Origin of the sequence: Streptomyces sp. G7(2002) (assembly GCF_028870195.1) — a bacterium.
GTDB classification, from domain to species: Bacteria; Actinomycetota; Actinomycetes; order Streptomycetales; family Streptomycetaceae; genus Streptomyces; species Streptomyces nigrescens.
This window is the reverse complement of record NZ_CP102609.1, coordinates 82,829-105,790: the sequence shown is the minus strand read 5'-3', so window position 1 is coordinate 105,790 and position 22,962 is coordinate 82,829. Positions and strand designations below refer to the sequence as shown.

Here is a 22,962-nt window from a genome sequence, read left to right as displayed (position 1 = left end):
ATGTGTGCCTTTCGTATGGGGGCGTATGGGGGCGTATGGGGGGCGTGCAGCGAAGTGCCTGGGGGAAGCGCCTAGGGGGCGGTGCGGGTCCTGTCCTGCGCGGGGCGGGAGAGGCTGCGCAGCCACACTTCGCCGGCGATGGTCGAGTAGAGGATCGCGTCGCGCAGCCCGGGGGTGGCGGGCCGCTGGGCCAGCCGGCGCAGGGCCTCGCCGTCCACCAGGCCGAGCCGTTCCAGCCGTGAGTCCTCCCAGAGCGCCAGCAGGTCACCGCGGTGCTCGCGCAGCCCGTTGGACGCGTCCATGGACGCCGCGGCCTTGTTGGTACGCCCCAGACAGGACTCCGGCACGATGCCGCGCATGGCCGTGGTGAGAAGAGGCTTGTACCGCCAGGGCGTCACGCGCTCGCTCGGGCGGACCGCCAGGCATGCCTCGATCACCCGGTCGTCGAAGAACGGCGACGCCATCGGCACCCCGGCCCTGGCCGCCATCCGGTCCCACTGCCGGATGATGCGCGTACAGGAGCGGATCTGCTCCAGGTCGGTGTGCAGGCCCCGGTCCGGATGCAGCGGTAGGGCGGTTGCGGCCGCCGCACGAAGCGCCCGCCCGGCCAGCCGTTCGGCCTCGGGAGTGACCCAGTCGAACAGTCGCGGTGCCATGCCCCAGCCCAGACCGCTGCTGACGGACGCGGGCAGCGGCTCGCGCAGGTCGCGGCCGGCGTCCGCCAGCCATGTCCCGTACGGCCGGGAGTCGGCCAGCGCCCGGGCCATACCGCCGAGCGGCCACTGCCACAGCGCCCGGAACCCACGAAGCTGCCGCACGGCGAACAACGGGCGCCTGCGCAGCAGGCGGTGGTAATACGCCTCGGAGCACCACGCCACATGGTCACCGCCGATACCGGTCAGATGCAGCCGGCTGCCTCGCTCGGCCAGGCCCGGCAGGTGGTGCAGCACCCGTGAGCGGTCCATGACGCCGATGGTCGGCTCGTCCAACAGGTCGTCGATGCCGAGGAGGTCGTCGTAGACCAGTGGTGAATCGTCGGCGTTCCACACCACATGCTCGACCTGCGGCAGGCACCCGGCGGCCTGCGAGGCCCAGTACAGGTCGGTGTCCGCGGGATCGCGCCCCGGCCAGGTACTGGCCACCACCTTGGCGGGCGACCGAGCGGCCAGAAAGGTGATGGAGGTGGAGTCCAGCCCGCCGGACAGATCGCAACTGACCACGCCGCCCTGCCGCGTACGGGCCTCGACGGCTCCGGTGAGTGCGTCCCGGACGAGGGGGGCGCCGTCGGCGAGCGACCGGGTCGGCTCCGGCGGCGTCCACCAGCGCGAGTGCCGTACGGACCGCCCGTCCGCCGCGACGATCAGCGCGTCCTGCGGGGGCACGGCGGTGACCTCCCGCCACAGCGGTGCTTCGAGCAACGGGTGGGGAACCGGCCACAGCAGCCTGACCGCGACCTGTTCCTCGTCCGGTTCGGCGCCGAGCGCGTCGGCGAGCACATCGGAGCTGGTGGCCGCCACCCGCACACCGCCGACGAGCGCGTGGAACACCAGCCGCAGACCGGACGCGGTGCCCTGCACCCGGAGCTGCCCGTCATGTGCGGCCACAAGATGGAAGCTGCCGGGCAGGCTGCGAGCCCAGGCGTCGAGTTCGGAGAGATCCCTCAACCGGCCGATCCGGCGCGCCAGTTCGGCGGAGTCGACCGGACAGCAGCCGACGAGGGCGAGGGCGTCCGTGCCGGCGCGAGCGGTCACGATGTCCTCGTCGTGCCAGTGGCCCACCAGCCAGGGACGGCCGGAGGCGTACGTCAGGGTGCGGGTTTGCGGGTGGGCGAAGCAGCGGGCCACGGCGGCCGCGTCCGCACGGTCGGGAAAGACCGCGAAGTGCGCGTCGCCGGGGCCCCTGCCCGCACCTGGGTGCGTTTCAGTCATGGCTTCGGATCAGCGAGCCGTTGACCGTCAGTTCTTGCTCAGGATCAGCCGGTCGTTCCCGGAGCTGTTCAGGAGCCCGGTCTTCTTCCGGAACGAACCCAGTCGGACGAGCGTCGGCGCTTCGTAAGCCTTCTTCATTGCCGTCTCCTTCGATGCGGATTACGCCACCCCTCCCCAGCCCGGCCACGAGCCGGCTGTCCGGCTCATGAACAGCTGCGCCCGGATTCATCGGAAATCCGGAACAGGAGCTGCGGCGCGCCACCGAAGCTAGTTGCAGCCCCGCAGCCCCTCGCAACAGAAGAACCACAAATAAGGTTGTATGAATTGGCGTGCGACTCGTGCTCGAAATGGCTCGATAGATGCGCACCACTGAATCGCCAACCGCAGGGCCTGCGTTCCGGCGCCGTTCAGAAAAAACCTTTGGGCCTGTACAGACTTGGCGGTCGTCTTACCCGGCGCACGGGGGCGCAGGAACCCGGAGTGGTCGCCGCCGGGTAGCGCCTGGCCTCGCTCCCTGCACAACCAGTCCGCTGCCTTTCGCGCCGGGCGACGACGGATCGGCTTCATCGGTGAGGCACAAGGCGATGACGGGGGCTGCCCCCTCAGGGACGTCCGGCTCTACGTCGGCGCATTCGCGACGTACGAACGCCGACTGTCGTACGTCCTGGAAGGCCAGGAGGTCGCTGCCCCACAGCGCGTGCTCGTCCGCTCCTGACCTGCGTGTTTCCTCGCGCCCGCCCGCGGTGACGTGTTTTTCATGACGCATCATGTGGAGTGCGTTGTGGTGCTGGAGAAGGCGACTAAGGGCGTCTGACCTGCGGTTTTGCGCGTGCGCATTATGTGCGGTGTGGGCGTTACGGGCGATATCTTGACGCTGAAATGACGCTCGTGACGCTCGTTCTGACGGGGCATCAGTCGCTATGCGTCGTTGGTCAGATGGTCTGCTGGCGACGCAGGTGTGGCAGGTTGCCGGGAATTTCGTGGTGCCAATCGGGCTTGCTCGGCCACATGTGTGGAGAGCCCAGCAGGTTCTTCGTCTGCTGGTGGTACAGCGCAAGCAGCTCGCTGACCTGCGGGTATGGCAGCGGTGGGGACTTTGCCGGGACCGCTGGCCCGGGAATGGTCCGGATCTTGGCTGATGCAGACTTAGGGCTGCGGCTCTGTTGGATTGGCCGCAGCCGCCCGCTCCGAGCTGACGGTCCCACCTGGCACAGGTTGTAGATCGCGTCTTGTGCGGTCCGGGTGGTCCAGGTCAGGGGCGTATGCACAGGTCAGAGCCTCGTGATCCAGGAGCGTCAATGCTGTTGGTGAGACGCGTGTGATACCGCGTGAGAGGTGAGGAACCCCCGTCGGCTTGCCGGCGGGGGTTCCTGCGTTCGGGGGCGGGCCCGGTGAGGTGTTCGGCACGGTCTTGCTGTGCTCCGGCTCTGCCGTTCGACCACGACTGTTGCATCAAGGCCGGACCTGGAGTGAGGGGCCGTGAGCGTTCGACATCGGATGGTCAGGGCGGAACTTAGCTTGTGTACCCGCCAGTTGCTTGAGTCGCCCGTAAACGCATGGGCAACTTGCCTTGTTTTTCATAATGGGTTGTTTCGGTGGCCCTTTCTGTTGCTCCCGCAGTTGATATGGGTGTGCTGTGGCAGCGTGCCCACGCCGTAGCTGTCCTGCTGGGACAATGGGCGGGTGCTGTCCCGGGGCGGGGTCTGGCTCATGAGAATTTTGGCCAGGGTGTCTTGTCTCAGCTTTGTCGCCCCCGCTGACCAGGGATGGTGCGTGCCGGCACCGGCGGGGCGTGTCCCGATAGGCGCCTGTCGACCCATCAGGCGTTGTCACAGTTCTGACCGTCCGCGCGGTCCGGTGTCGGCGACTTGGAACCGCATGTGGTCGGGAGGCGAATGACCATGGCCTGTACGCCCAGCACCGCACGCACCCGTCGGCGTCGGCTTGGTGGGGAGGCCGTCCTCGGTGTGGACACGCACTGGGATGTTCATGCCGTCGCGGTGGTCTCCTCGCTGGGGGAGATGATCGGGACCGGGAGCTTCCCCGCCACCGCGGTGGGCTATCGCGAACTGCTGACGTGGGCCAGGGGGTTGGGCACGGTGCGGCGGGCCGGGTTGGAAGGGACCGGCAGCTATGGTGCGGGTCTGTGCCGCTATCTGCTGGCCCAGCAGGTCGAGGTGTTCGAGGTGAACCGGCCCGACCGGTCGGATCGCCGCCGGCGCGGGAAGCCGGACGCGGCCGATGCGCAAAACGCGGCCCGGGCTGTGCTGAGCGGGCGGGCACGCGCCCGGGCCAAGGCAGGCGACGGGCCGGTGCAGATCGCCCGGATGTTCAAACTTGCCAAGGACTCCGCGGTCAAGGCCCGCACCCAGGCGATCAACCAGCTCAAGGCCGTCCTCGTGACCGCCGATCCGGTCCTGCGGGAAGAACTGGCCGGGCTGAACACCCCGGCGCTGATCCGCACCTGCGCGCGGCTCGCCGACAACGACGAAGACGGGGGCGGCGGCGGTGCTGCAGGCCACCCGCATCACGCTGCGCCTGCTGGCCCGGCGCGTCGAGCAGCTGACCGGGCAGATTCAAGACCTGGAACGTCACCTGGCCCGGCTCGTGGAACGCCACGCCCCGCAGCTGCTCGCCCCGGTGGGCATTGGCCCGGACACGGCCGTCACCTTGCTGATCACGATGGGGGACAACCCGGAGCGCCTGGGCGGTGAGGCGTCCTTCGCCGCGCTGTGCGGGGTCAGCCCGGTCGAGCACTCCTCGGGCAGTCGGCACTACCGTCGGCTCAACCGCGGCGGCGACCGGCAGGCCAATGCCGCCCTGCACCGGATTGTGCAGACCCGGCTGCGCTTCGACCCGCGCACACGTGACTACTACGAGCGCCGCACCAAGGAGGGCAAGACCCGGCGCGAGATCGTCCGATGCCTCAAACGCTACGTGGCCCGAGAGGTCTTCAACCTGGTCAGGCCCTCACCATCATGACCTCCGTCATAGGGGGCAGCTGTTGTGAGAGCGCGGCCCGGTGTCCGCGCACGTGGCCCGGTTCGTGCTCTGCCTGATGCGGCGCCAAGAGGTCCACCTTCCAGGCGTACGGAGCCGCGGTGCTCAGCCTGTCGGTCACCGGCGGCGGAGATCCAGGAGACGTTGCAGCGGTGAGGTCGGCCACCTTCCACTGGCCGGTGTGCTCGTACCGGTAGTAGCCGTCAGCGTGCGGCTCGGGGATTTCCGGCGAGGCGCCCGGCACCACGGTGCCCGACAGTCCCAGCGGTGCGCCTGGTCCCCTGAGCCGTTCGGGTCCGTTCCCGGCATTTCGCCACGTCGACTCCGTTCTCCCGCGGTTTGCTGTCGTGGTGCGGGGGACATCCGACGCCGGTGCTCCGTACCTGCTTGTGTACGCGCTCGCACCGTCGAGGAGATCGCCGAGGACAGGCGAGAACGGGGCCCAGGATGTATCGCGACAAGCTCGGGATCTACCTGAATGACCACCTGGCCGGTGCCACCTTCGGCATCGGGCTCGCGCAGCGCATCGCCCACCGACACCGCCACTCGGCGCGTAGTGCCGACCGGCAGCGCATCTGCGACGAGATCGCTCAGGACCGGCGGAGCCTGCTCGAAGTCATGGACGCGCTGGAAGTCCCCGCACGCCGCTACAAGGTCTCCGGTGGCTGGGTGGCAGAGCGGCTGGGGCGTTTGAAGCCGAACGGTGTCCTGTACCGGCGCTCCGGACTGAGCACGTTGATCGAGCCGGAGACCCTGCGGCTGGGAGTCGGGGGGAAGACCCTGATCTGGCGCACGCTGCTCATCGTGGCCGCGGGGAAGCCCCGCCTGGACGAATCCCAGTTGCACCATCTGCTGGAACGGGCGCGCGACCAGATCGACACGCTGGAGACACTGCGCCTCGCGGCAGCGGAGGCGGTCTTCTCCTCCCGGGCGCGCAGCGTAACTGACGGCCCGTGAGACCGCGGCGACATCGTCGGCCGTCCAGTCGGCAGGCACACCGATGAAGCCTTCCGGAGCCGCGAGCCGTCCCTCTCTGTTCGGACGGCTGCGCCGTGGGATCCGGCGTTCGCCGGTCGGGCGCGGATGGAGACGGGGCCGTGAGCTGGAGCTGGGGTCGCGGTCACTGGGTTTTGCGGCGCTCGGGTTCCTCACGCTGGTGCCGCTGCTGATCGTGGTCTCCGTGGGTGATCCGACGCACGGGCGGGGGTTCGCGCAGTGGCTGGGGGAGGGGATCGGTGTGTCGACGACTTCCAGTGAGCAGATCGGGCAGCTGTTCACCCGGCCTGGCCAGGCGGCACGGACCACGACCGCGTTTGGCCTTGCCACCCTTGCTGTCTTCGGTCTGTCGTTGGGGTCGGCGGTGCAGACCGGCTACGAGAGGGTCTGGGAGCTCTCGCCGGCGCGCTGGTATGCCCGGTGGCGGCATGTGCTGTGGCTCGTCGTACTCGTCGGGTACCTCTTCATGTCCGCCACCACCACGCTGTGGCGACAGTCCTTGGCCCTCACGTCGGCCGCACTGCTGAGCGCGGTGCTGTTCTTCTGGTGGTCGCAGCGGATGCTGCTCGGTGGGCGGGTCGGCTGGGGCGCCCTGCTGCCCGGCGCGGTGGCTACGGTGATCGGGCTGATCGGTCTCCGGTTCTTCTCCCGGCTCGTCTTCTCGCCGTTGATCGCATCCAGCGCGGTCACCTACGGCGCCATCGGAACCGTCCTGGTCGTGCAGTCCTGGCTGGTCGGTGTGGGCGTGGTGGTGTTCGGCGGTGCGCTGGTCGGCCGACTGGTTCTTCAGCGCCGACACCGTTGAAAAGACCGACCGGCTACCGCTGAACTCGCCATCCGCGCCCGCGCCGAGGCTGGAAGGGCCCCCAACCGCCGCAGCCGCTCTGGCCGTTGCCGTCACGGCGCGAGCCCTCGCTTCCACCGGAGACCACAAGGGGCGCCCTGCGTGCGGTCGCCGACGCCCGCCGCCGTGGTCACGCTGACGCACCAAGGCACCCGGCGCATGGAGGCCGAAGAAGAAGAGCACGATTGACGCCCTGCTCAGGCGGCGTCCGAACCCTTCGTCTGCGAGCGGAGGCCCGGAGGAACAACCCGATCACGCGCCCGTGCACGGACCGTCAGGTTGCAAGGAGACGGTCGCCAGTGGGTGCCCGATGGACCCAGCGGCTGACCTCCGACGTTCGTTCCTATGACGCGGACCGCACCACAACTCCCCCTGATACGCCGCAATTCACCGCCGCGCGGCGAGCACTGGCACCACAAGCACCAGAACGCGCAGCAGTGCCACTGCCCCCAGGGGTGTCCGTGCACGAACGGTTCCAGCCCGCCTTTCTGTGCTGGCTATGAGTTCGCTCCGCCGTCAAGGCGTGATGTCCACGCATGGTCCGTGGCAGCAGCGGCCCTGGGTAAGCGCTGCGCCATTCGGGGGACATCTGGGCCCTCCCTCTATCCGAGTACCGCGGGTGATGCCTTAAATAGCAACAGTGAGTCCGGAGGTCGCCCATCCCTCGTGGGGACTCATGTTTTGCCGGTTGGCCCGTAGTGGCCAGCGGCATTTCCTTATGGGCGCTCCTTGGACGGCTGGTCAGTTGTTTCTACCAGCTGTGATCTGACTGCCAGTCGGTCCTTGAGGAGTCCCGAACTAGATCCACGCAGACCTAGATCGCGAGGGCTCAACATGGGCAAGGGTTTTCAGCCGAAAAGGCATCAACTGCTTTGAGTCGTGGTGAGTGGAAAACAACTCACGCTGCCGACTCCGCTGAATCCGACCACATCGGTTTCGGCGGATCCCATCTCAAACGGGGCTCCACGGACCGCTAGCACGCCCAAGTGACCGACTCGGGCGACAACTCCGCCTGTTTCCAGGCTCCCCCTGTTCTCCATCAGACCTGGATGGCGGACACCCCCGACGTCCGGCACAGGCGACGATCCGGCATCAGGCGACCTCCCGTGCGGCGTCACCAGGAGCACGCGGTAGGAGCGCCGACGCCTGAGTGCGCCCAGGCAGCTGTGACGAGTGCGCACACCACGCTCGGGGCGAAGCCTTCATGTTCATCCCGGCGCGCAGCAAGTGGCACAGCTCACCCCGTGCCCAAGGCGCCGGTCGCAGCGGTGCAAGCGCGCCGCCCTCCCACAGTTCCAGGGCGGCATCAGAGCCGCCCCGGAAGCCTTAGGAAAGGAAACCCACGATGGCAACACTTGTACCTCTGGGCACCGCCGCCACCTTCGGCGTGCTCGCCAACACGGCGGTCACCAACACCGGCCCCACTGTGGTCACCGGCGACCTCGGAGTGAGCCCCGCCGGTGCGGTGACCGGGTTCAACCCTCCCGGAACGGTCACCGGAACCATCCACGTGAACGACGCTGCCGCGGCGCAGGCCCAGGCCGACCTGCTCATCGGGTACGGCAACGCACTTCTGCAACCGGCCACGGCCACTGTCGCGACGGAACTCGGCGGGACCACCCTGACCCCCGGCGTGTACAACTCCCTCTCCGGCACGTTCAGCCTCAACGGGCCACTGACCCTGGACGCTCAGGGTGACCCCAACGCCGTCTTCATCTTCAAGACGAACACCACGCTCATCACGGGAGCCGCCGGCACCGTCAACCTCGCCGGCCTCGCGCAGTCCAGCCATGTCTTTTGGCAGGTCGGCAGCTCCGCGACACTCGGCGTCGGCACCACCATCAGGGGCAGCATCCTCGCCAACACCTCGATCACCGCCAACACGGGGGCCATCGTGGACGGCCGGTTGCTGGCTCTCGGCGCCGCCGTCACGCTGGACACGAACGCGGTCACCGTCCCGGCCCTGACTACCTGCCAGGTGGTGGTCCAGCCGGTGGTCGGGCCGGTGGTCGTCGGCCAGCCGACGCCCGTCTCCGCTGTGGTGACCTGCAATGGTTTGCCGGTCTCGGGTGCTTCGGTGACCTTCAATGGCGGTGCGGTCCCGGTGACCGTCACCACCAATCTGGCGGGTGTCGCGACCGGATCGCTGACCTTCAACACCGCCGGAGCCGCCACGGTGACCGCCACTGTCACCGCGGCGGGCACCGCGTGCTCGTGCACCGGCGTCGTCTCCGCGCCCGTCACCATCACCGTCACTCCGCAGCAGTCCTGCCAGGTGGTGGTCCAGCCGGTGGTCGGGCCGGTGGTCGTCGGCCAGCCGACCTCCGTCTCCGCTGTGGTGACCTGCAACGGTTTGCCGGTCTCGGGTGCTTCGGTGACCTTCAACGGCGGTGCGGTCCCGGTGACCGTCACCACCAATCTGGCGGGTGTCGCGACCGGATCGCTGACCTTCAACACCGCCGGAGCCGCCACGGTGACCGCCACTGTCACCGCGGCGGGCACCGCGTGCTCGTGCACCGGCGTCGTCTCCGCGCCCGTCACCATCACCGTCACTCCGCAGCAGTCCTGCCAGGTGGTGGTCCAGCCGGTGGTCGGGCCGGTGGTCGTCGGCCAGCCGACCTCCGTCTCCGCTGTGGTGACCTGCAACGGTTTGCCGGTCTCGGGTGCTTCGGTGACCTTCAACGGCGGTGCCGTCCCGGTGACCGTCACCACCAATGCGGCGGGTGTCGCGACCGGATCGCTGACCTTCAACACCGCCGGAGCCGCCACGGTCACCGCCACTGTCACCGCGGCGGGCACCGCGTGCTCGTGCACCGGCGTCGTCTCCGCACCCCTCACCATCACCGTCGGTGCGCCTACAGGCCCGCTGAGTGCGTCGCCCGCCTGCTGGCGGGTCAACCTGCCCTTCCCGATTCCGCACCTGTTCGTGGCGACGTTGAAGGCCACCCTCACGCCGGCGCAAGCGGGAGTCACGGTCACCTTCTACGTCTCCGGCCTGCCGGTGGGCACCGCGGTGACCAACGCCAGCGGTGTCGCCACCCTCAACAACGCCGGCCTGTCCATCCTGCAGATCAGCGCCAGCAGCTACACGGCGGTCGCCACCGTCGGGGGCTCCACGGTCCAGGCAACCGGCTCCCTGACGCCCTGCTTCCCGCCGGTGTGACCGACCTGCGCCCGATCGGCCGGGGGAGTGTGACGGGTCCTGCTGCGGTACTCGCGCACAGGTCTGGTCACGCAGTGCAGCCCCTGACCTGACGGCCTTCCGGTAGGCGGCCGGCCCCTCAAGGGCGTGTCCGTCAAGGGCTGTCCCCCGTCCTTCCACGACGGGGGACGGCCCGACTCAAACTTACCGGTGAGCCATTCGGCACCACGCCCGTCGGCAGGACGGAGACGGGGAAGCGGACAGCCCCCCCCCGGTGCCGGTGGTTCGTGGACGGCTCACAGGTGAGGACCGGGGCCGGTGTTTCCCTCCGGCATCGGCCCCGGACAGCCGAGCGGCTCTCACTGCCCCAAGGTCACGTGTGGAGCTCCAGGTGGCCGGTCAGACACATGTTTTCCACGTCATCGGGGTCCCGCCGAGTCCGCCCCACCCGTAGTGAGCCCAGCAGGAGAGTGGACGGTTCTCATGAGCGTTGCCGCGTTCCTTCTCGCCCTCGGCACCACGTGTCGCCTCACCCGTTTCATCACCAAGGACACACTGGCGGCGGGGTTCAGATCATGGATCGGCGCTCACTTCGGTGACGACCCCCGAGCCGCCTATCTGGTCAGCTGCGGATGGTGCACAAGCATATGTCGGAGTTTCACTTAGACCGTGTCCTACGTGGTGAGGCGGACGAGGCGCTTGTAGCAGCAAAGGGCGGCGGTGAGTCCGAGAAAGGCCAGGTAGTTGCGGGAATGGCGCTCGTAGCGGGGGCTGAGTCTGCGGTAGCCGGACAGCCAAGACATCGTGCGCTCGATCACCCACCTCCGGCGCCCTAAGCGTTCGCTGGATTCGATGCCTTTGCGGGCGAGGCGCACTCCGATCCGCTTGCCGCGCAGCCATTTCCGCAGATCGGCGCGGTCATACGCCTTGTCGGCGTGAAGGCGCTGGGGCTTGAGGTACCGGCCTCGGTGGGGGTCGTGTCTCGTTTGGTGACCCGCCACCATGGGCTTCAGCCCTTCGCTGTCGTGGGTGTTGCCGGCCGAGATGCCGACGAGAAGGGGCAGCCCGTTCGCGTCCGACAGGATGTGCATCTTGGAGCCCGGCTTGCCCCGGTCCACGGGGCTCGGATCTGTGTGTTCGCCCCCTTTTTAGCCCTGACATGGGCGGTGTCGAGGACAACGCGGGTGACGTCGATCAGGCCGGTGTCGTCGAGGCGGTGCAGCACGGCTTCGTGCAGGCGGCCCCAGACGCCGGCTCTCGACCAGATCAGGAACCGGCGGTGGGCGGTCGACTTCGATATGCCGAAGCAGGGCGGCAGTTGGCGCCAGGCGCAGCCGCTGACCATGACGTAGACGATGGCCGCGAACAGCGTCTCATCAGGCGTGTCCTGCGTTCCGCCGCCCTGCGGCCGCACTCTCGCCGGAGGGATCAGCGGCTTCGCGATCTCCCACAGTCCGTCCGGAACAAAATCCAACTCCACGTACCCCGCCCCATACCGAAGCCAACGACCGCCTCACCACGTAGGACACGGTCTTAGTGCTTCGGTGGCGCTGTCGCCACCGTCGTCAAGCGCAGGCGGCCGTCACTGACCCCGGACGGCCGCGGGCTTCAGGCCGGAGAATCGCCCCTGGGGTGGCATTTTCCCTGTTGGCTCGAACTATTCGAATGCATTGTGTGCGATTATGGCTTCTAGTAGCTGGGGGCGAGAAAGAGGCGAATCGTGAGCGCGAGCGAAAAGGCGAAGGCGAAGGCCGAGCAGGTCAAAGGCACAGTGAAGAAAGAAGCCGGTCGATCCGTCGGCAACGAGGGAATGATCGCCAAAGGTCAGGCGCAGCAGAGTAAGGGTGCCGCCCGTGAGGCCAAGGAGAAGGCGAAGGACACTTTCAAGAACAGAGGCTAATTGCATGGAACGGTAGGTCACGTTCCGAAACCCTGTGTTGCTGCCCACCTGCCGCGCATTTCGGTATCACCCCACATCATGCGGTGCCGGGTGACTGGTGAATGCACGCCTGAGGGGGAACTGGGCGCGCAGCTCGCGGGTAATTGCGTCAGACTCGAGACCGGCCGAGCGGCGGGCGTGCGCCACCGACTCGTCCGACAGCCGCCGGACGACGGTCCCCGGATCCGCGTGCGGGGCGAGCGCCAGCACGGTCCGGATGTGCGCAGCTCGTACGTTCCTGGATCGGTTACCGGCGTCGGGTCGAGCGGAAGCTGGCCTCGTCCGGCTTCACCGACAAGCGCCTGCCCGGCGGGCCGTCCGGGCGCTGGCGGCCTTGACCGTGTTCAACACCCCGTCGCACCACTGTGTCCACCACGGCGCCAACAACCCCTACCTGGACAAGAACTACGGCGGGATCCTCATCGTGTGGGACCGGATGTCCGGCAGCTATGCGGCGGAGACCGAACTCGTCAGGTACGGGTTGACCACACTCGGACCCTGCAGCGGGCCCGGGCGGACTCATCGCGCAGCGACAGCGGACGGACCGTTCACAGATCGGACCGGGCCCCCGCGGGGTGCCTGTTCAAGCGCAAGTCATCGGCCATCGTGATTTGAAACCCTCGTGAACACCCTGGAGTTCTACGAGCACCTCGGGCACACCCGAACTGTGTCGTCGAGGTGCGCTTCGGCACCCCGCGAGTTCGGCATGCTGCGTGCCATCGGCCTGTCGGGCAGGCAACTACGCGAGATGCTCACCCTGGAATCAGTACTGCTCGCGCTGACAGGCGCGGTCGCCGGCACCATCCTCGGCCTGGTCTACGGCGTGCTGGCGGTCCGCTCGATTTTGGCGGTTCGCACGTCGCCATCCTGACCTCGTCGGACGGCACAGCCCTGACGGTGCTCGGCATCCTTGCGGCCACCGTGTTGACCGGCATCGCGGCCTCGGTCCTGCCCGCCCGTCGGGTGCGCCGCATGGCGGTCGTCGACGCCCTGCACACGAGCGGATGACACGCCGCTATCAACCGCCCATCGCGGTCACCGGCGGACGTCGTGGCCCGGATCCCCTCGGACAGGCCTCCTTTGTGGGCAGCTTCACCGTCGACCGGGTCGAGCCGCGCGTTCCGCACGAGCGCGGTGAGGCGAGTTGCCCGGCTCCTTGGGCTGGCCGCGCCGAGATGCCGGCCGGCCGTCAACTGCACTGCGCGAGCGCGTATCGGTGGAATGACCGATGTGCGGGAGGTGGGGGAGTGGCCATAGTCCCCGGGAGATCGTTCGCGGGTGGCCGTGATGCACCCGGTTTTCGAAAGGAACTTCTGTGGACACGTATGCGGATCTGGTGTTTCTCGGCGGGCGGGTGGTCACGGTCGATGCGGAGTTCTCCGTCGCCTCGGCCCTGGCGGTGACCGGTGGGATCATCAGTGCCGTCGGCGGGCAGGACGACGTCGCGCCGCTCGTCGGACCCGGCACCCGCGTCGTCGATCTTCGGGGGGCGACACTGCTTCCCGGTATCAACGATTCCCATCTGCACGGATGCGCCTTCGGCATGGCGACGCCGCCGCTCTCCCTCGACCTCGGCCATCCCGCCGTGTGCTCCCTCGTGGACGTGGCCGAGGCGGTATGCGAGGCCGTCGGGCGGGTTCCGGACGGGCAGTGGATCACGGGGCACGGCTGGGACACCGGTTACCTCGACGAGTGCGTCTCCGATCCGTCGCGGCTGCCCTCGCGGCACGACCTCGACGCCGTGAGTCCTGACCACCCCGTCGTCCTGTACTCCTTCTCCGGGCACGCCACCTGGGTCAACTCCAAGGCACTGGAGCTCATCGGGATCGACCGGCACACCGTCGCGCCGCCCGGCGGGGCCATCGTCGCGGACGAAGCCGGGGAGCCGACCGGGCTGCTCCACGAGGGGGCCCAGGCCCTCGTCCAGAACGCGCTGCCGCCGCTCAGCCGGCAGGAGCGGACCGACGCGATCAGGTCGACCCTCGCCACGCTCGCCCGGCTCGGAGTGACCAGCTACACCGAACCCGGACTCGGCCCCGGCGGCGACGGCATCATGCGCGGCGCGCTCGGCGCGGAGACCCTCGACATCTACCGCCGGCTGCTGGCCGACGGCGAACTGACCGCCCGCCTCGGCGTCCTGCTCCTGCCCACCGGAATGGCGAGCACCGCCGAAGAATTCGCCCGCACCCTCACCGCCCTCGGCGAGTGCGGCGACGCCAATCCGCGCCGCCTCGCGATCCACGGAGTCAAGATCTTCGCCGACGGCATCGTCCCCAACAAGACGGCCTGGATGCACGAGCCGTACGTCGGCGGCGGCTGTGGCTCCTTGTGCGTCGGCGGCGCAACCGACGCCGAGCGGATCGCGGAAATCGACGCCATGATCCGGCATGCCCACGCCGCCGGGCACCAGCTGGGCGTCCACGTCACCGGCGACCGGGCCATCGACACCGTCGCGGACGCCTTCGCCGCGGCCATGGCCGAGCACCCGCGGCCCGACGCCCGCCACTACGTCATCCATGGCGACTTCCTTACCGCGCACAGCATGAAGGTGCTGGCCGCGCACGGCTTCGGCGTCAATATGAACCCCACGATCAAGTGGACCGTCGCCGACATGGAGGAGGAGTTCGTCGGCGTCGGCAGGGCCGCGTACGCATGGCCCTACCGCGATGCCATCGACGCCGGTGTGCGGGTCGCGAGCGGGTCCGACGCCCCCGTCACGTACCCGGACTGGCGCCAGGGCGTTGCCACCATGATGCTGCGCGAGTCGAAGGCCGCCGGCCGGGTCAGCGGCCCCGAGCAGCGCATCGGCCTGGCCGAGGCGATCCGTACGTACACGATCGACGCGGCCTGGCAGGACTTCGCCGACGACTGGAAGGGCTCCCTGGAGCCGGGCAAGGTCGCCGACCTCTGTGTGCTCGACGGGGACCTGCTCACCGCCGACCCCCACGACATCCCGGAGCTGCCCGTCGTCCTCACCGTCATGGACGGGCAGGTCGTGCACAACGCCCTTCGCGATTGACGTATTCCGGGCGCATGATCATCCTTGGGGGATGGCAGCGAAGCGGAGCACGGCGGACATCCTGGACGCGGCCGTCCACGTCCGTGAGGCCGCCAGGAGCGCCACGAGCGGCGCGACCGGCGTCGGCACGGTCCTGGCGGCGCTGTCGGAGGTGATGGAGTACGACCACGCCTCCCTGGCCCGGTGGGATCCGCTGCGCAGGCGCCACACCACCCTGGCCGGGAGCTACCCGGACGACGTCACGGCCTACATCGAGACCCGCCTCCACCACGACCCGGTGTTTCCCGTGCTCCGCAGCCCGGCCCGAGGCGGTCTCTGGCTCAGGGACGTCCCCTGGCAGCTCCTGGCGACATCCCCGGGATTCCAGGAGGTGCTGTGTCCCCTCGGCATCGAGGACGGCGTGGCCCAGTGCCTGTTCGCCACCGACGGCCGGTACGTCGGCATGCTGAACGTCAGCACCCGCCGACCGCGGCGCACGCCCGACCCGGCGCGCGCCGTGGTCACGCTGCTCACCGAGGCCCTCGCCGCGGCCGTCGACCTGCGCTCAGGCCCGCCGCCCGAGGAGATCGCTACTGCCGACTTCGCCGCGGACGCGCGGCGGCCTGGCGGACTCTCGCCGCGGGAGCTCCAGGTGCTGGCTGAACTGACCACCGGACGCACCAACCGGGAGATCGCCGAGCGGCTGTACATCACGCCGCGCACCGTAGGGACCCACATCGAGCACATCCTCGCCAAGCTCGACCTCCCCAACCGCGCGGCCGCCGCCGCCCGAGCCGCCGCCTGGGGAATCGAACTCTCCCGCTGACGCGAGCCCAACAACGCAATGCGCTGGGACCGCGGGCGCGCCCGGGCGGGACACCCCGTTTCCACACCTGCCGGGGCGACAACGGAGAGCTGAGGCAGGGCCAGTGTGGCTCCACGCCTGCGGGCTGAACGCTCTTGTGCCGCCGTTCCCTTTGTCGCCCGTGTGCCGGTGACGGCCTGCCGAGGTGTCACCTCACTTCGCGAGGAGCGACTCTCATCAGGAGCTTGGCGGGGTGGTTGGTAGAGGTCATGACTCCCCGTACCTGTGCCCCTGGGAGCGGCTCCAGACGCCACCGGCGCGCCACGGCCACGACCACCGTGGTCATTTCCGCGCGCGCGAACGACTCACCGATACACCTGTGCCGTCCGGCGCCGAAGGGAAGGAACGCGCCGCGGGGCGCGGCCTTCTGGCCGGGCAGCCAGCGGTCGGGATTGAACCTCAGGGGGTCGTGGAAGTGGTGCGGGTTCCGGTGCAGGACGAGGGCGCTGAACATGAACTCGGCACCTGGGGGAAACCGGTAGCCCGCGAGTTCGACCTCCGTGGTCGCTCGTCGCATCGTGACGCCTCCGGGGTTGCGCACGCGCAGCGCCTCGTCCACCACCCGCCGCGTGTACGGGAGATGGCCGAGGTGTTCGAACGAAGGCGCCTCTCCGCTCCTCGTCCGCAGCTCCTCGTGGAGTTCCCGGTCGACGGCGGGGTGCCGGCCCAGCTCGTGGAAGAGCCAAGCCAGCCCGCCTGCCACTGTCTCCGTGCCGGCGACCAGCAGTGTGATGAGTTCGTCGTAGACCTGTTGGTCGGTCATGGTGTTGCCGCTGTCGGCGTCCTGGGCCTGCAGGAGCATCGACAGCAGGTCCGGCTGCTCGGCGGGGAGGCCGGTGCGCCGGGTGCGGATGAGGTGGTCGATGGCCCGGCGCAGCCGGTCGTGTGCGGCCGCGAGGCGGCGGTTGCCAGGAGTGGGGAGCTTCTGCCCAAGGCCGGTCGGATCGATGGCCCGGTTGTACACGCCGCGGAGCACGACGGGCACGTCGTGGCGGATGTCCGCGGCAGTGTGCTCGTCGAGTGCGGTTGAGAACAGCGTGGTGGTGACGATGGCGAGGGAGAGGTCAAACATCTCCTGGGTGACGTCGACGACCTGTCCGGCCTGCCAAGAGGCGACTCGTTCGTCGGCCAGCCGCGCCATGGCTCGCGCGTAGTGATCGATCTGCCGGTGATGGAAGGCCGGCTGCATCCGGCGCCGCTGGCGGAGGTGGAAGGGCCCTTCGGAGGTGGCGAGGCCCTCGCCGAGGTAGTCGCGGAGCTTCTCGAAGGAGCGGCCTTTCGCGAAGTGGCCGGCGTCAGCGACCATCACGCGGTCGACGACCTCCGGTCCGGCGAGGACGTAGGTCGGTGTGGGGCCCAGGTAGACGGCAACGATCTGGTCGTACGCGGTGAGGGAATCGAGGAATTCCAGGGGGCGCCGCCACATTTCGAGTGCATGGCCGATCAGCGGAAGGCGTCCGGGAGCGGTGGGAGGAGCCGGGAGGCGAGCTGCGGTGGCCATAGGTGCCTTTCTTTGGCCGCGGGCCCGTGCCTGACCGGCAACCGAGTAGTACTCCTCGGGACGTTACGGACCGGTGATGCGGGTGCAGGCGTTCGGGACACACCGGGAAGCACCCGCCCGGCGACGTCCTCGCAGGTCGAGTAATGCATACATCACGGAAGGTAGCGTTATGGGCACTCAGGGCGATACCTGGATCTCGGTCAGTCGAGGGCGCCGGGGGCTGGAATCAGCCTGCGGCGTGTCTCGGATGGGTGAATCCGGGAACCTGGCCGCTCCCGGATTCCGGTAGGACCGTTGGGTTGGGCGGATAGCCGGATGATCGCTCTTCGGGCGTCCCCTGCTCATTCCTGTACACCTGCTTGAGGAGACGTCCCCTTGGCTACCGCTGATCTTCCTGGTCCTGATTCGCTGCTGCGCCGCACGCTGGGGGAGTGGCGGATCGGGTTGGTGGCGTGGCGGCTGCTGGTTCTGCAGACCGCGGATCCGGCGGTCGCCGCTGGCATGGCCAACTTCTCCACCTACCGCGCGCACCCGTGGCGGCGTATCGAGCACACCATGGACAGCGGGAAGCGGCTGTTCTTCTCCGACCGTGAAGGGCTACGCCGTGAGGTTGCCCGTCTGGAGCGCGCGCACCGCCGTCTGGCCGGGACCGACGAGCAGGGCAGGCCGTTCACAGCGTTGGACCCGGCGGTGCGGGTGTGGGTACTGGTCACCTTGTACGAGTGCATGACGGCGATGCGGGAACTGTCCGGGCGCCCGCTGGCGCCGCCTGAACTGGATCAGATGTACGGAGAATTCCGTGCGGTGTGTACCGAGTTCGGCCTCTGTGACGACCTGCTCCCGGCCACGGCCGCGGACGTGCCCGCGTACATGGACCGCACGATCCGCGAGCGCCTCGAATACAGCGAACCCGTGCGCTACCTGCTCTTCGACATGCTCCGTGAAGCACCCGCACCCCGCCGCCTCGGCCACCTGAAGCCGGCCTGGCCGCTTGCGCGCACCGTGGCCGCCCGCATGATCGGTGCGCTGACCATCGCGGACCTCCCGGAAGCCTTCCGCGAGCGCTTCAACTTGCCCCGCACCCGCCGCGCGGCCCTGCTGTCCTTCATCCTGCACCGTGGCATGCGCGTGCTGATGAATGCGCTGCCCGAGCACCGCCGCTACCGCACCCCACTGGCGGGCAACTCCTCGACTTCGCAGCCTCCCACCGCCTCCACCGACCGTCCTTCCCCGCCGGAGGCAAGCCCTGTCCGGCTTCCCGCACCACGCCGCCGCAAGGGTGCCGATTCCCGCCTGGCGCGTCTGCGGACCTTCTTCCGCCAGGTCCTCGACCAGACCGGCGACGGCCGCATCAGCTCGGCCGATCTGCAGGCCATGGCGCACAACGTGTGCTGGCCGCTCGAACTCACCCCTGAGCGCGAAGCCCGCGTCTATGCCGCCTTCGAGACCTGGTGGCAGCACTTGCGGGCCGGCATGGATGCTGACGACGACGGACAGGTGACCTGCGAGGAGTTCGTCACCGCCATGCTCACCGGGATCGACGCCGGGCCGGCTTATCTCGAGGAGGGGCTGCATGTCGCGGTGCGGGCGGTCTTCCACGCTGCGGACACCGACGGCAGCGGACACCTGTGCGCCGATGAGTACCGCACGATCTTCGGCGGCTCCCGGGTCCACCCCGCCGAACTCAACCACGGCTTCCGCCAGCTCGACCACGATGGAGACGGCCGCATCACCGAAGAGGAATTCGTCCAGGCCTTCACGGACTACTTCACCGCCCGCACCGACAACACGGCCGGCAGCCAACTCCTCGGACGCCCATAGCGGCCGATGCGGGCGAAGTGCCGGGGGCAGCCACTGATGGGCCTTGGCGGTTCAGTGGCGATTCCCGCAGGGGCCTGACGCGTGTGGCGGCGGAAGGGGGCGTCGTCGCGCTCGCGGTCTCTGACCCGGTGGTGGCCGTCGAGGTGATACGCATCGCGCCGACGGGTCCAGGCTGAGGGCGGGCCGCCGGTGGCACGAGGTGCGGAGGACCACGAGGAGAACGTCCGGTACCTGGCCAGCCCGGAATGCCCAGCCCGCAGGCAGCAGACCGGCGGCGATCTGGGAATGGTGCCGAGCGGGCGGCGGACGCCGGAGCGATCGTTGCTCCGCCGTCGCAGCGCGTTCGCTTCGCGGTCGTCCGCGCCGTGCGGCGTCGGCACCGGCCGAGTCGTCTGCCCGGTCCGAGGGGGCGGCTCTTCGCTGTTCACCGGTGGCCGGCCGATCCGGCTGCGGTGATCAGTGCTGGGGGTGCGGACGGTGGAACAGGGGGTGCCGCTTGGCGGTGGGGGCCGGAGCGAGACGGTCGACTTCGATGCGGATCATGATGGCCCGGACCACCTCGGTCAGCCCCAGGACGATGGCCATGACGCCCACCACCAGGGTGAGTGCCGCGATCGAGGCGAACGGCGAGACGATCAGCACGATGCCCGCCAGAGCGCTGATGATCCCGAAGGCCACGTGCCAGCCTCGGGCCGGCATGTCCTGGGCGGAGGCTGCCGCGGCCGTCTCCATGGTGCCGCGCACCAGCCAGCTGAAGCCGATCCACAGGGCGAGCAGCAGAATCGACTCCATGGCGCCCCGGAAGCAGATCAACCCCAGCAGGATGGCGAGCGCGCCTGTGAGGAAATGCAACACCCGAAGATGCCGGGGCACGTGCGTGCCGAAGGCGCCGGCCAGCTGGAAAACGCCGGTCGCCAGCAGATAGACGCCGAAGAGCACGCCGAGGACCCGCAGCGTTGCGCTCGGCCAGACCAGGGCGATGACGCCCAGGGCGGTGGTGGCCAGGCCCATGGTGAGCAGGATCTGCCAGCCCTTGTTCGCCAGGAAGGCCATGCCTTCGGCCAGGGGCGTGTCCTGTGGCTCGGTGCTGTGCGGGGGAGCGGGGTCTGGAGAACCGGAAGGGGATGTCATGACGTCTGCCTCCTTCTGGGAGCAGCGTGATCACGTCAGTACACGTCCATCGTCACCCGATCGGCTTCCCGTCGCTCGGCGGAGACGGAGATTGGTCGCGGTGCATACAAACGCCAGCCCTGCGTGGTGTGTGGGCGTTCTTGGGTTCTTGGGCGTCAGGAGGCGGAGAGGCGGGTTGGCCAGGCGGCGTTCTGCTGTGCAGTGATGTCCAGCAGCGGTGCGGAGGCGGCGGGCAGTGCGTCGAGCTGTCCCGGGCCGGGGTCTGACTCATGAGAGATCTGGCTGGCGGAGGTGTCTTGTCTCAGCTGTGTCGCCCCCGCTGGCCTGGAATGGTGCGTGCCGGCACCGGGCCGACGGAGCGTGTCCCGATAGGGGCCTGCCGACGAGCCAGGCGTTGTCTCAGTTCTGACCGTCCCCGCGCGGTCTGGTGTCGGCGACTTGGAACCGTTCATGTCGTCGGGAGGCGAATGTCCATGGCCCGTACGCCCAGCACCCCATGCACCGGTCGGCGTCCGGCTGGTGGGGAGGTCATCCTCGGTGTGGACACGCACCGGGATGTTCATGCCGCCGCGGTGGTCTCCTCGCTGGGGGAGGTGATCGGGACCGGGAGTTTCCCCGCCACCGCAGCTGGCTATCGCGAACTGTTGGCGTGGGCCAGGGGGTTGGGCACGGTACGGCGGGGCGGGGTGGAGGGGACCGGTAGCTTCGGCGCGGCACTGTGCCGTTATCTGCTGGCCCAGCAGGTCGAGGTGTTCGAGGTGAACCGGCCCGACCGGTCGGAGCGCCGCCGGCGCGGGAAGCCGGACGCGGCCGATGCGCAAAACGCGGCCCGGGCTGTGCTGAGCGGGCGGGCACGCGCCCGGGCCAAGGCAGGCGACGGGCCGGTGCAGATCGCCCGGATGTTCAAACTTGCCAAGGCGACCGGCTACCGCTGAACTCGCCATCCGCCCGCGCCGGGGCGGGAAGGGCCCCAACAGCCGCAGCCGCTCTGGCCGTTGCCGTCACCGCGCGATCCCTCGCTTCCACGGGAGAGCATGAGGGGCGCCCTGCGCGCGGTCGTCGACACCCGCTCCATCGCCGAGCGCCTGGACAAGGCCCGAGGCGCCGACATCGGGTTCGGCCACCCCTCCAGAAGCATCACGTCCATCTCTCCCCGGTATTCACCTTGATGGGATGGACGGGCGTGAAGCGCAGGGCGAACAAGAAGCGGTGCTCGTCCGCACGCAGTCGGTGCCCGAGCGGTTCGCCGCTACGCGACAGTGGCTAGCGATCGATGAGGAGGCGGACACCTGAGGGACTCAAGAACGTTAGGCAGTACGGGATGATCGGACAGCTCTACCACTGCCTGATGAAACGCGAGCTGTTCGATGAACAGACCGCCTTCCCCGCCGCGGCTTGACGCCTTCGCATCGTGAGGTGTCTGTTGCGTCCAACATGCCTTCCCACACCTGCGCTGAGCTGCACAAGGCACTCTGCTTCGTCTCGCGCCACACGTTCCACCCCGTAGCATCCCCTTTCTCTGGGGTGGGGCGGTGTCTTCACCTGGTCAGACCCGACTCACAGAAACCCACGTCATAGGGGCAGCTGAGACAAGAAGCCCTGCCGGATCGCTCCGGCGGGGCTTCTGCGCACTGCGGGTTAGGACGGCGGAGTGTCAGGCTCGGGCACCGTTGTACTCCGGCTCTCCGCTTTCGAGCACGCGGAGCAGGGATGCGGTGACGACACGTGTGCTACGGCCGATACGCAGCACACGGCATGGGAACTCCCCGCGGCGAGCCAGGTCGTACCCCTTCGCACGCGAGAACCCCAAGGCCCTGGAAGCGTCCTCCACGCTCCCTGTTCCGTCCCAGGTGGCGCGGATGCTCGTCGGGCTATACCGGGTGCCCTGAACCTCGTTGGGCTGTTCCTGCATTTTGCGATTCTCCGGTGCAAGAATAGTGCTGCTTAGGCGTAGTCGATATGGTTTGAAGTTGCCCAAAGATGCGGCTCTCATCGCGCGTTGATGTCGACGTCAGTCAACCCAGTGCAAGGTAGACCCCTTTCCTGGGTTCCCTCGGGAAGATGTGATGCTCTGCTGATTGCGGCGCGGTCGACTTGGGGACGCAGATGCGAGTGGGAGCGTGGACCGTACTTATTCCTTAGGGGCGCGCGGCTACGTAGGGTGCTGAAGGACGTGGAGCAAGTTGCATTGACGGGAGTCTCAGCGATTCCTTTCGTTGCGTGGTCGAGTAGTGGCGGTGGACAATTTAATGATCCAAGGGACCGCCGGTTTGGCTAACCGGCGATCCTGCGCTATGTTGCTTCGCTTCGAAGCAATCGGCGTCTATCGCCCCTTTTGTGGAGAGCCCCTCAACTCCAACTCGACGGTCACGCCATGAATCGACCCACCTTCGTCTGTGCGGAGAGCGCGCCTTCCACGCGTCTTGAGGTCCTGTAGTGCCGGTTCGCCTCGCTTGCGCAGAGCGGACGCCTTTGCGTCCAGAGCGAGGAAAGGCGGCCGGAACATCTCCACGTACGCGGAGAGGCGCCGCCGTTTCAGATCACCACGCGTTGAATCAGTACTGCGCTCCGAGAGGTCGCAAGCCGCGGGACCTGGGTATATCGGTTGATGTACCCACGCGCTGGGCTCTGGCTCGTGAGAAATCGGACCTGGTGTCCGGTCTGTCCTTCGTCGATCACCAGTGCGGGGTGTACTGCTGCCGGGCTGTTGAGGCGTGTCCCGGGGAGGGTCGTGCCGTGAACTGGGCATTGTCTCACTGCTGACCGCCTTGACGGCCCGGTGGCGAGGGCCGGCAAG

15 protein-coding genes and 4 pseudogenes are annotated in these 22,962 nt (G+C 68.5%); 12 read left to right on the top strand and 7 right to left on the bottom strand.

What is annotated here, in order from left to right; translation table 11 throughout:
* Nucleotides 1-71: 71 nt before the first annotated feature.
* Nucleotides 72-1,928 carry a lasso peptide isopeptide bond-forming cyclase gene (locus tag NUT86_RS00455; RefSeq protein WP_274732614.1) on the bottom strand — a complete coding sequence of 619 codons (1,857 nt, stop codon included), beginning with the start codon at nucleotides 1,926-1,928 and terminating at the stop codon, nucleotides 72-74.
* A gap of 27 nt (nucleotides 1,929-1,955) precedes the next feature.
* Nucleotides 1,956-2,066 carry a keywimysin-related RiPP gene (locus NUT86_RS00450; RefSeq protein ID WP_104531164.1) on the bottom strand — a complete coding sequence of 37 codons (111 nt, stop codon included), beginning with the start codon at nucleotides 2,064-2,066 and terminating at the stop codon, nucleotides 1,956-1,958.
* A gap of 1,757 nt (nucleotides 2,067-3,823) precedes the next feature.
* Between NUT86_RS00450 and NUT86_RS00445 the strand changes: the two are divergent.
* From NUT86_RS00445 to NUT86_RS00425, 5 genes and pseudogenes are all read left to right on the top strand, one after another.
* Nucleotides 3,824-4,273 (top strand): annotated as a pseudogene (locus NUT86_RS00445) (IS110 family transposase); the annotation flags it as partial.
* 163 nt (nucleotides 4,274-4,436) lie between these two features.
* The gene (locus NUT86_RS00440) at nucleotides 4,437-4,910 is read left to right on the top strand and encodes a transposase (RefSeq protein ID WP_274732611.1); all 474 of its coding nucleotides are present in this window, start codon (nucleotides 4,437-4,439) and stop codon (nucleotides 4,908-4,910) included.
* A gap of 465 nt (nucleotides 4,911-5,375) precedes the next feature.
* Nucleotides 5,376-5,885: a hypothetical protein gene (locus NUT86_RS00435; RefSeq protein WP_109893876.1), complete on the top strand. Its 510-nt coding sequence runs from the start codon at nucleotides 5,376-5,378 to the stop codon at nucleotides 5,883-5,885.
* A 43-nt stretch (nucleotides 5,886-5,928) separates the two neighbouring features.
* Nucleotides 5,929-6,729, top strand: coding sequence for a YhjD/YihY/BrkB family envelope integrity protein (locus tag NUT86_RS00430; protein WP_159492167.1), 801 nt, complete (start codon nucleotides 5,929-5,931; stop codon nucleotides 6,727-6,729).
* A 1,384-nt stretch (nucleotides 6,730-8,113) separates the two neighbouring features.
* Nucleotides 8,114-9,931 (top strand): ice-binding family protein, encoded by a 1,818-nt coding sequence (locus tag NUT86_RS00425; RefSeq protein WP_274732606.1) that lies wholly within the window; start codon nucleotides 8,114-8,116, stop codon nucleotides 9,929-9,931.
* A 653-nt stretch (nucleotides 9,932-10,584) separates the two neighbouring features.
* Here NUT86_RS00425 and NUT86_RS00420 read toward each other — a convergent pair.
* Nucleotides 10,585-11,404 (bottom strand): annotated as a pseudogene (locus NUT86_RS00420) (IS5 family transposase).
* A 226-nt stretch (nucleotides 11,405-11,630) separates the two neighbouring features.
* Between NUT86_RS00420 and NUT86_RS00415 the strand changes: the two are divergent.
* The 5 genes and pseudogenes from NUT86_RS00415 (at nucleotide 11,631) to NUT86_RS00395 (ending at nucleotide 15,673) form a co-directional block, all read left to right on the top strand.
* A complete protein-coding gene (locus NUT86_RS00415) occupies nucleotides 11,631-11,810 on the top strand; it encodes a CsbD family protein (protein WP_159492173.1) in 180 nt (59 codons plus the stop codon).
* Between the two features lie 379 nt (nucleotides 11,811-12,189).
* Nucleotides 12,190-12,336, top strand: a pseudogene (locus NUT86_RS00410) (sterol desaturase family protein); the annotation flags it as partial.
* 135 nt (nucleotides 12,337-12,471) lie between these two features.
* Nucleotides 12,472-12,720, top strand: a complete 249-nt coding sequence (locus tag NUT86_RS00405; RefSeq protein WP_274732604.1) for an FtsX-like permease family protein — start codon at nucleotides 12,472-12,474, stop codon at nucleotides 12,718-12,720.
* Nucleotides 12,721-13,164: 444 nt separating this feature from the next.
* On the top strand, nucleotides 13,165-14,868 hold the full coding sequence (locus NUT86_RS00400) for an amidohydrolase (protein WP_274732602.1): 1,704 nt from the start codon (nucleotides 13,165-13,167) through the stop codon (nucleotides 14,866-14,868).
* Nucleotides 14,869-14,899: 31 nt separating this feature from the next.
* A complete protein-coding gene (locus NUT86_RS00395) occupies nucleotides 14,900-15,673 on the top strand; it encodes a helix-turn-helix transcriptional regulator (RefSeq protein ID WP_274732600.1) in 774 nt (257 codons plus the stop codon).
* Between the two features lie 187 nt (nucleotides 15,674-15,860).
* Here NUT86_RS00395 and NUT86_RS00390 read toward each other — a convergent pair whose 3' ends face one another.
* Nucleotides 15,861-17,213 carry a cytochrome P450 gene (locus NUT86_RS00390; RefSeq protein WP_159492177.1) on the bottom strand — a complete coding sequence of 451 codons (1,353 nt, stop codon included), beginning with the start codon at nucleotides 17,211-17,213 and terminating at the stop codon, nucleotides 15,861-15,863.
* Nucleotides 17,214-17,588: 375 nt separating this feature from the next.
* Between NUT86_RS00390 and NUT86_RS00385 the strand changes: the two genes are divergently transcribed.
* A complete protein-coding gene (locus NUT86_RS00385) occupies nucleotides 17,589-19,034 on the top strand; it encodes an oxygenase MpaB family protein (RefSeq protein WP_148591672.1) in 1,446 nt (481 codons plus the stop codon).
* A gap of 456 nt (nucleotides 19,035-19,490) precedes the next feature.
* Here the strand turns inward: NUT86_RS00385 and NUT86_RS00380 are convergent, their stop codons facing one another.
* Nucleotides 19,491-20,165 carry an HdeD family acid-resistance protein gene (locus NUT86_RS00380; RefSeq protein ID WP_159492181.1) on the bottom strand — a complete coding sequence of 225 codons (675 nt, stop codon included), beginning with the start codon at nucleotides 20,163-20,165 and terminating at the stop codon, nucleotides 19,491-19,493.
* Nucleotides 20,166-20,320: 155 nt separating this feature from the next.
* Nucleotides 20,321-20,410, bottom strand: a pseudogene (locus tag NUT86_RS00375) (urease accessory protein UreF); the annotation flags it as partial.
* A 294-nt stretch (nucleotides 20,411-20,704) separates the two neighbouring features.
* On the opposite strand from NUT86_RS00375, the gene NUT86_RS00370 reads away from it, so the two are divergent.
* A complete protein-coding gene (locus tag NUT86_RS00370; protein ID WP_229838230.1) occupies nucleotides 20,705-21,100 on the top strand; it encodes an IS110 family transposase in 396 nt (131 codons plus the stop codon).
* 719 nt (nucleotides 21,101-21,819) lie between these two features.
* Here NUT86_RS00370 and NUT86_RS00365 read toward each other — a convergent pair.
* On the bottom strand, nucleotides 21,820-22,077 hold the full coding sequence (locus NUT86_RS00365; RefSeq protein WP_274732595.1) for a helix-turn-helix domain-containing protein: 258 nt from the start codon (nucleotides 22,075-22,077) through the stop codon (nucleotides 21,820-21,822).
* Nucleotides 22,078-22,962: the final 885 nt, after the last annotated feature.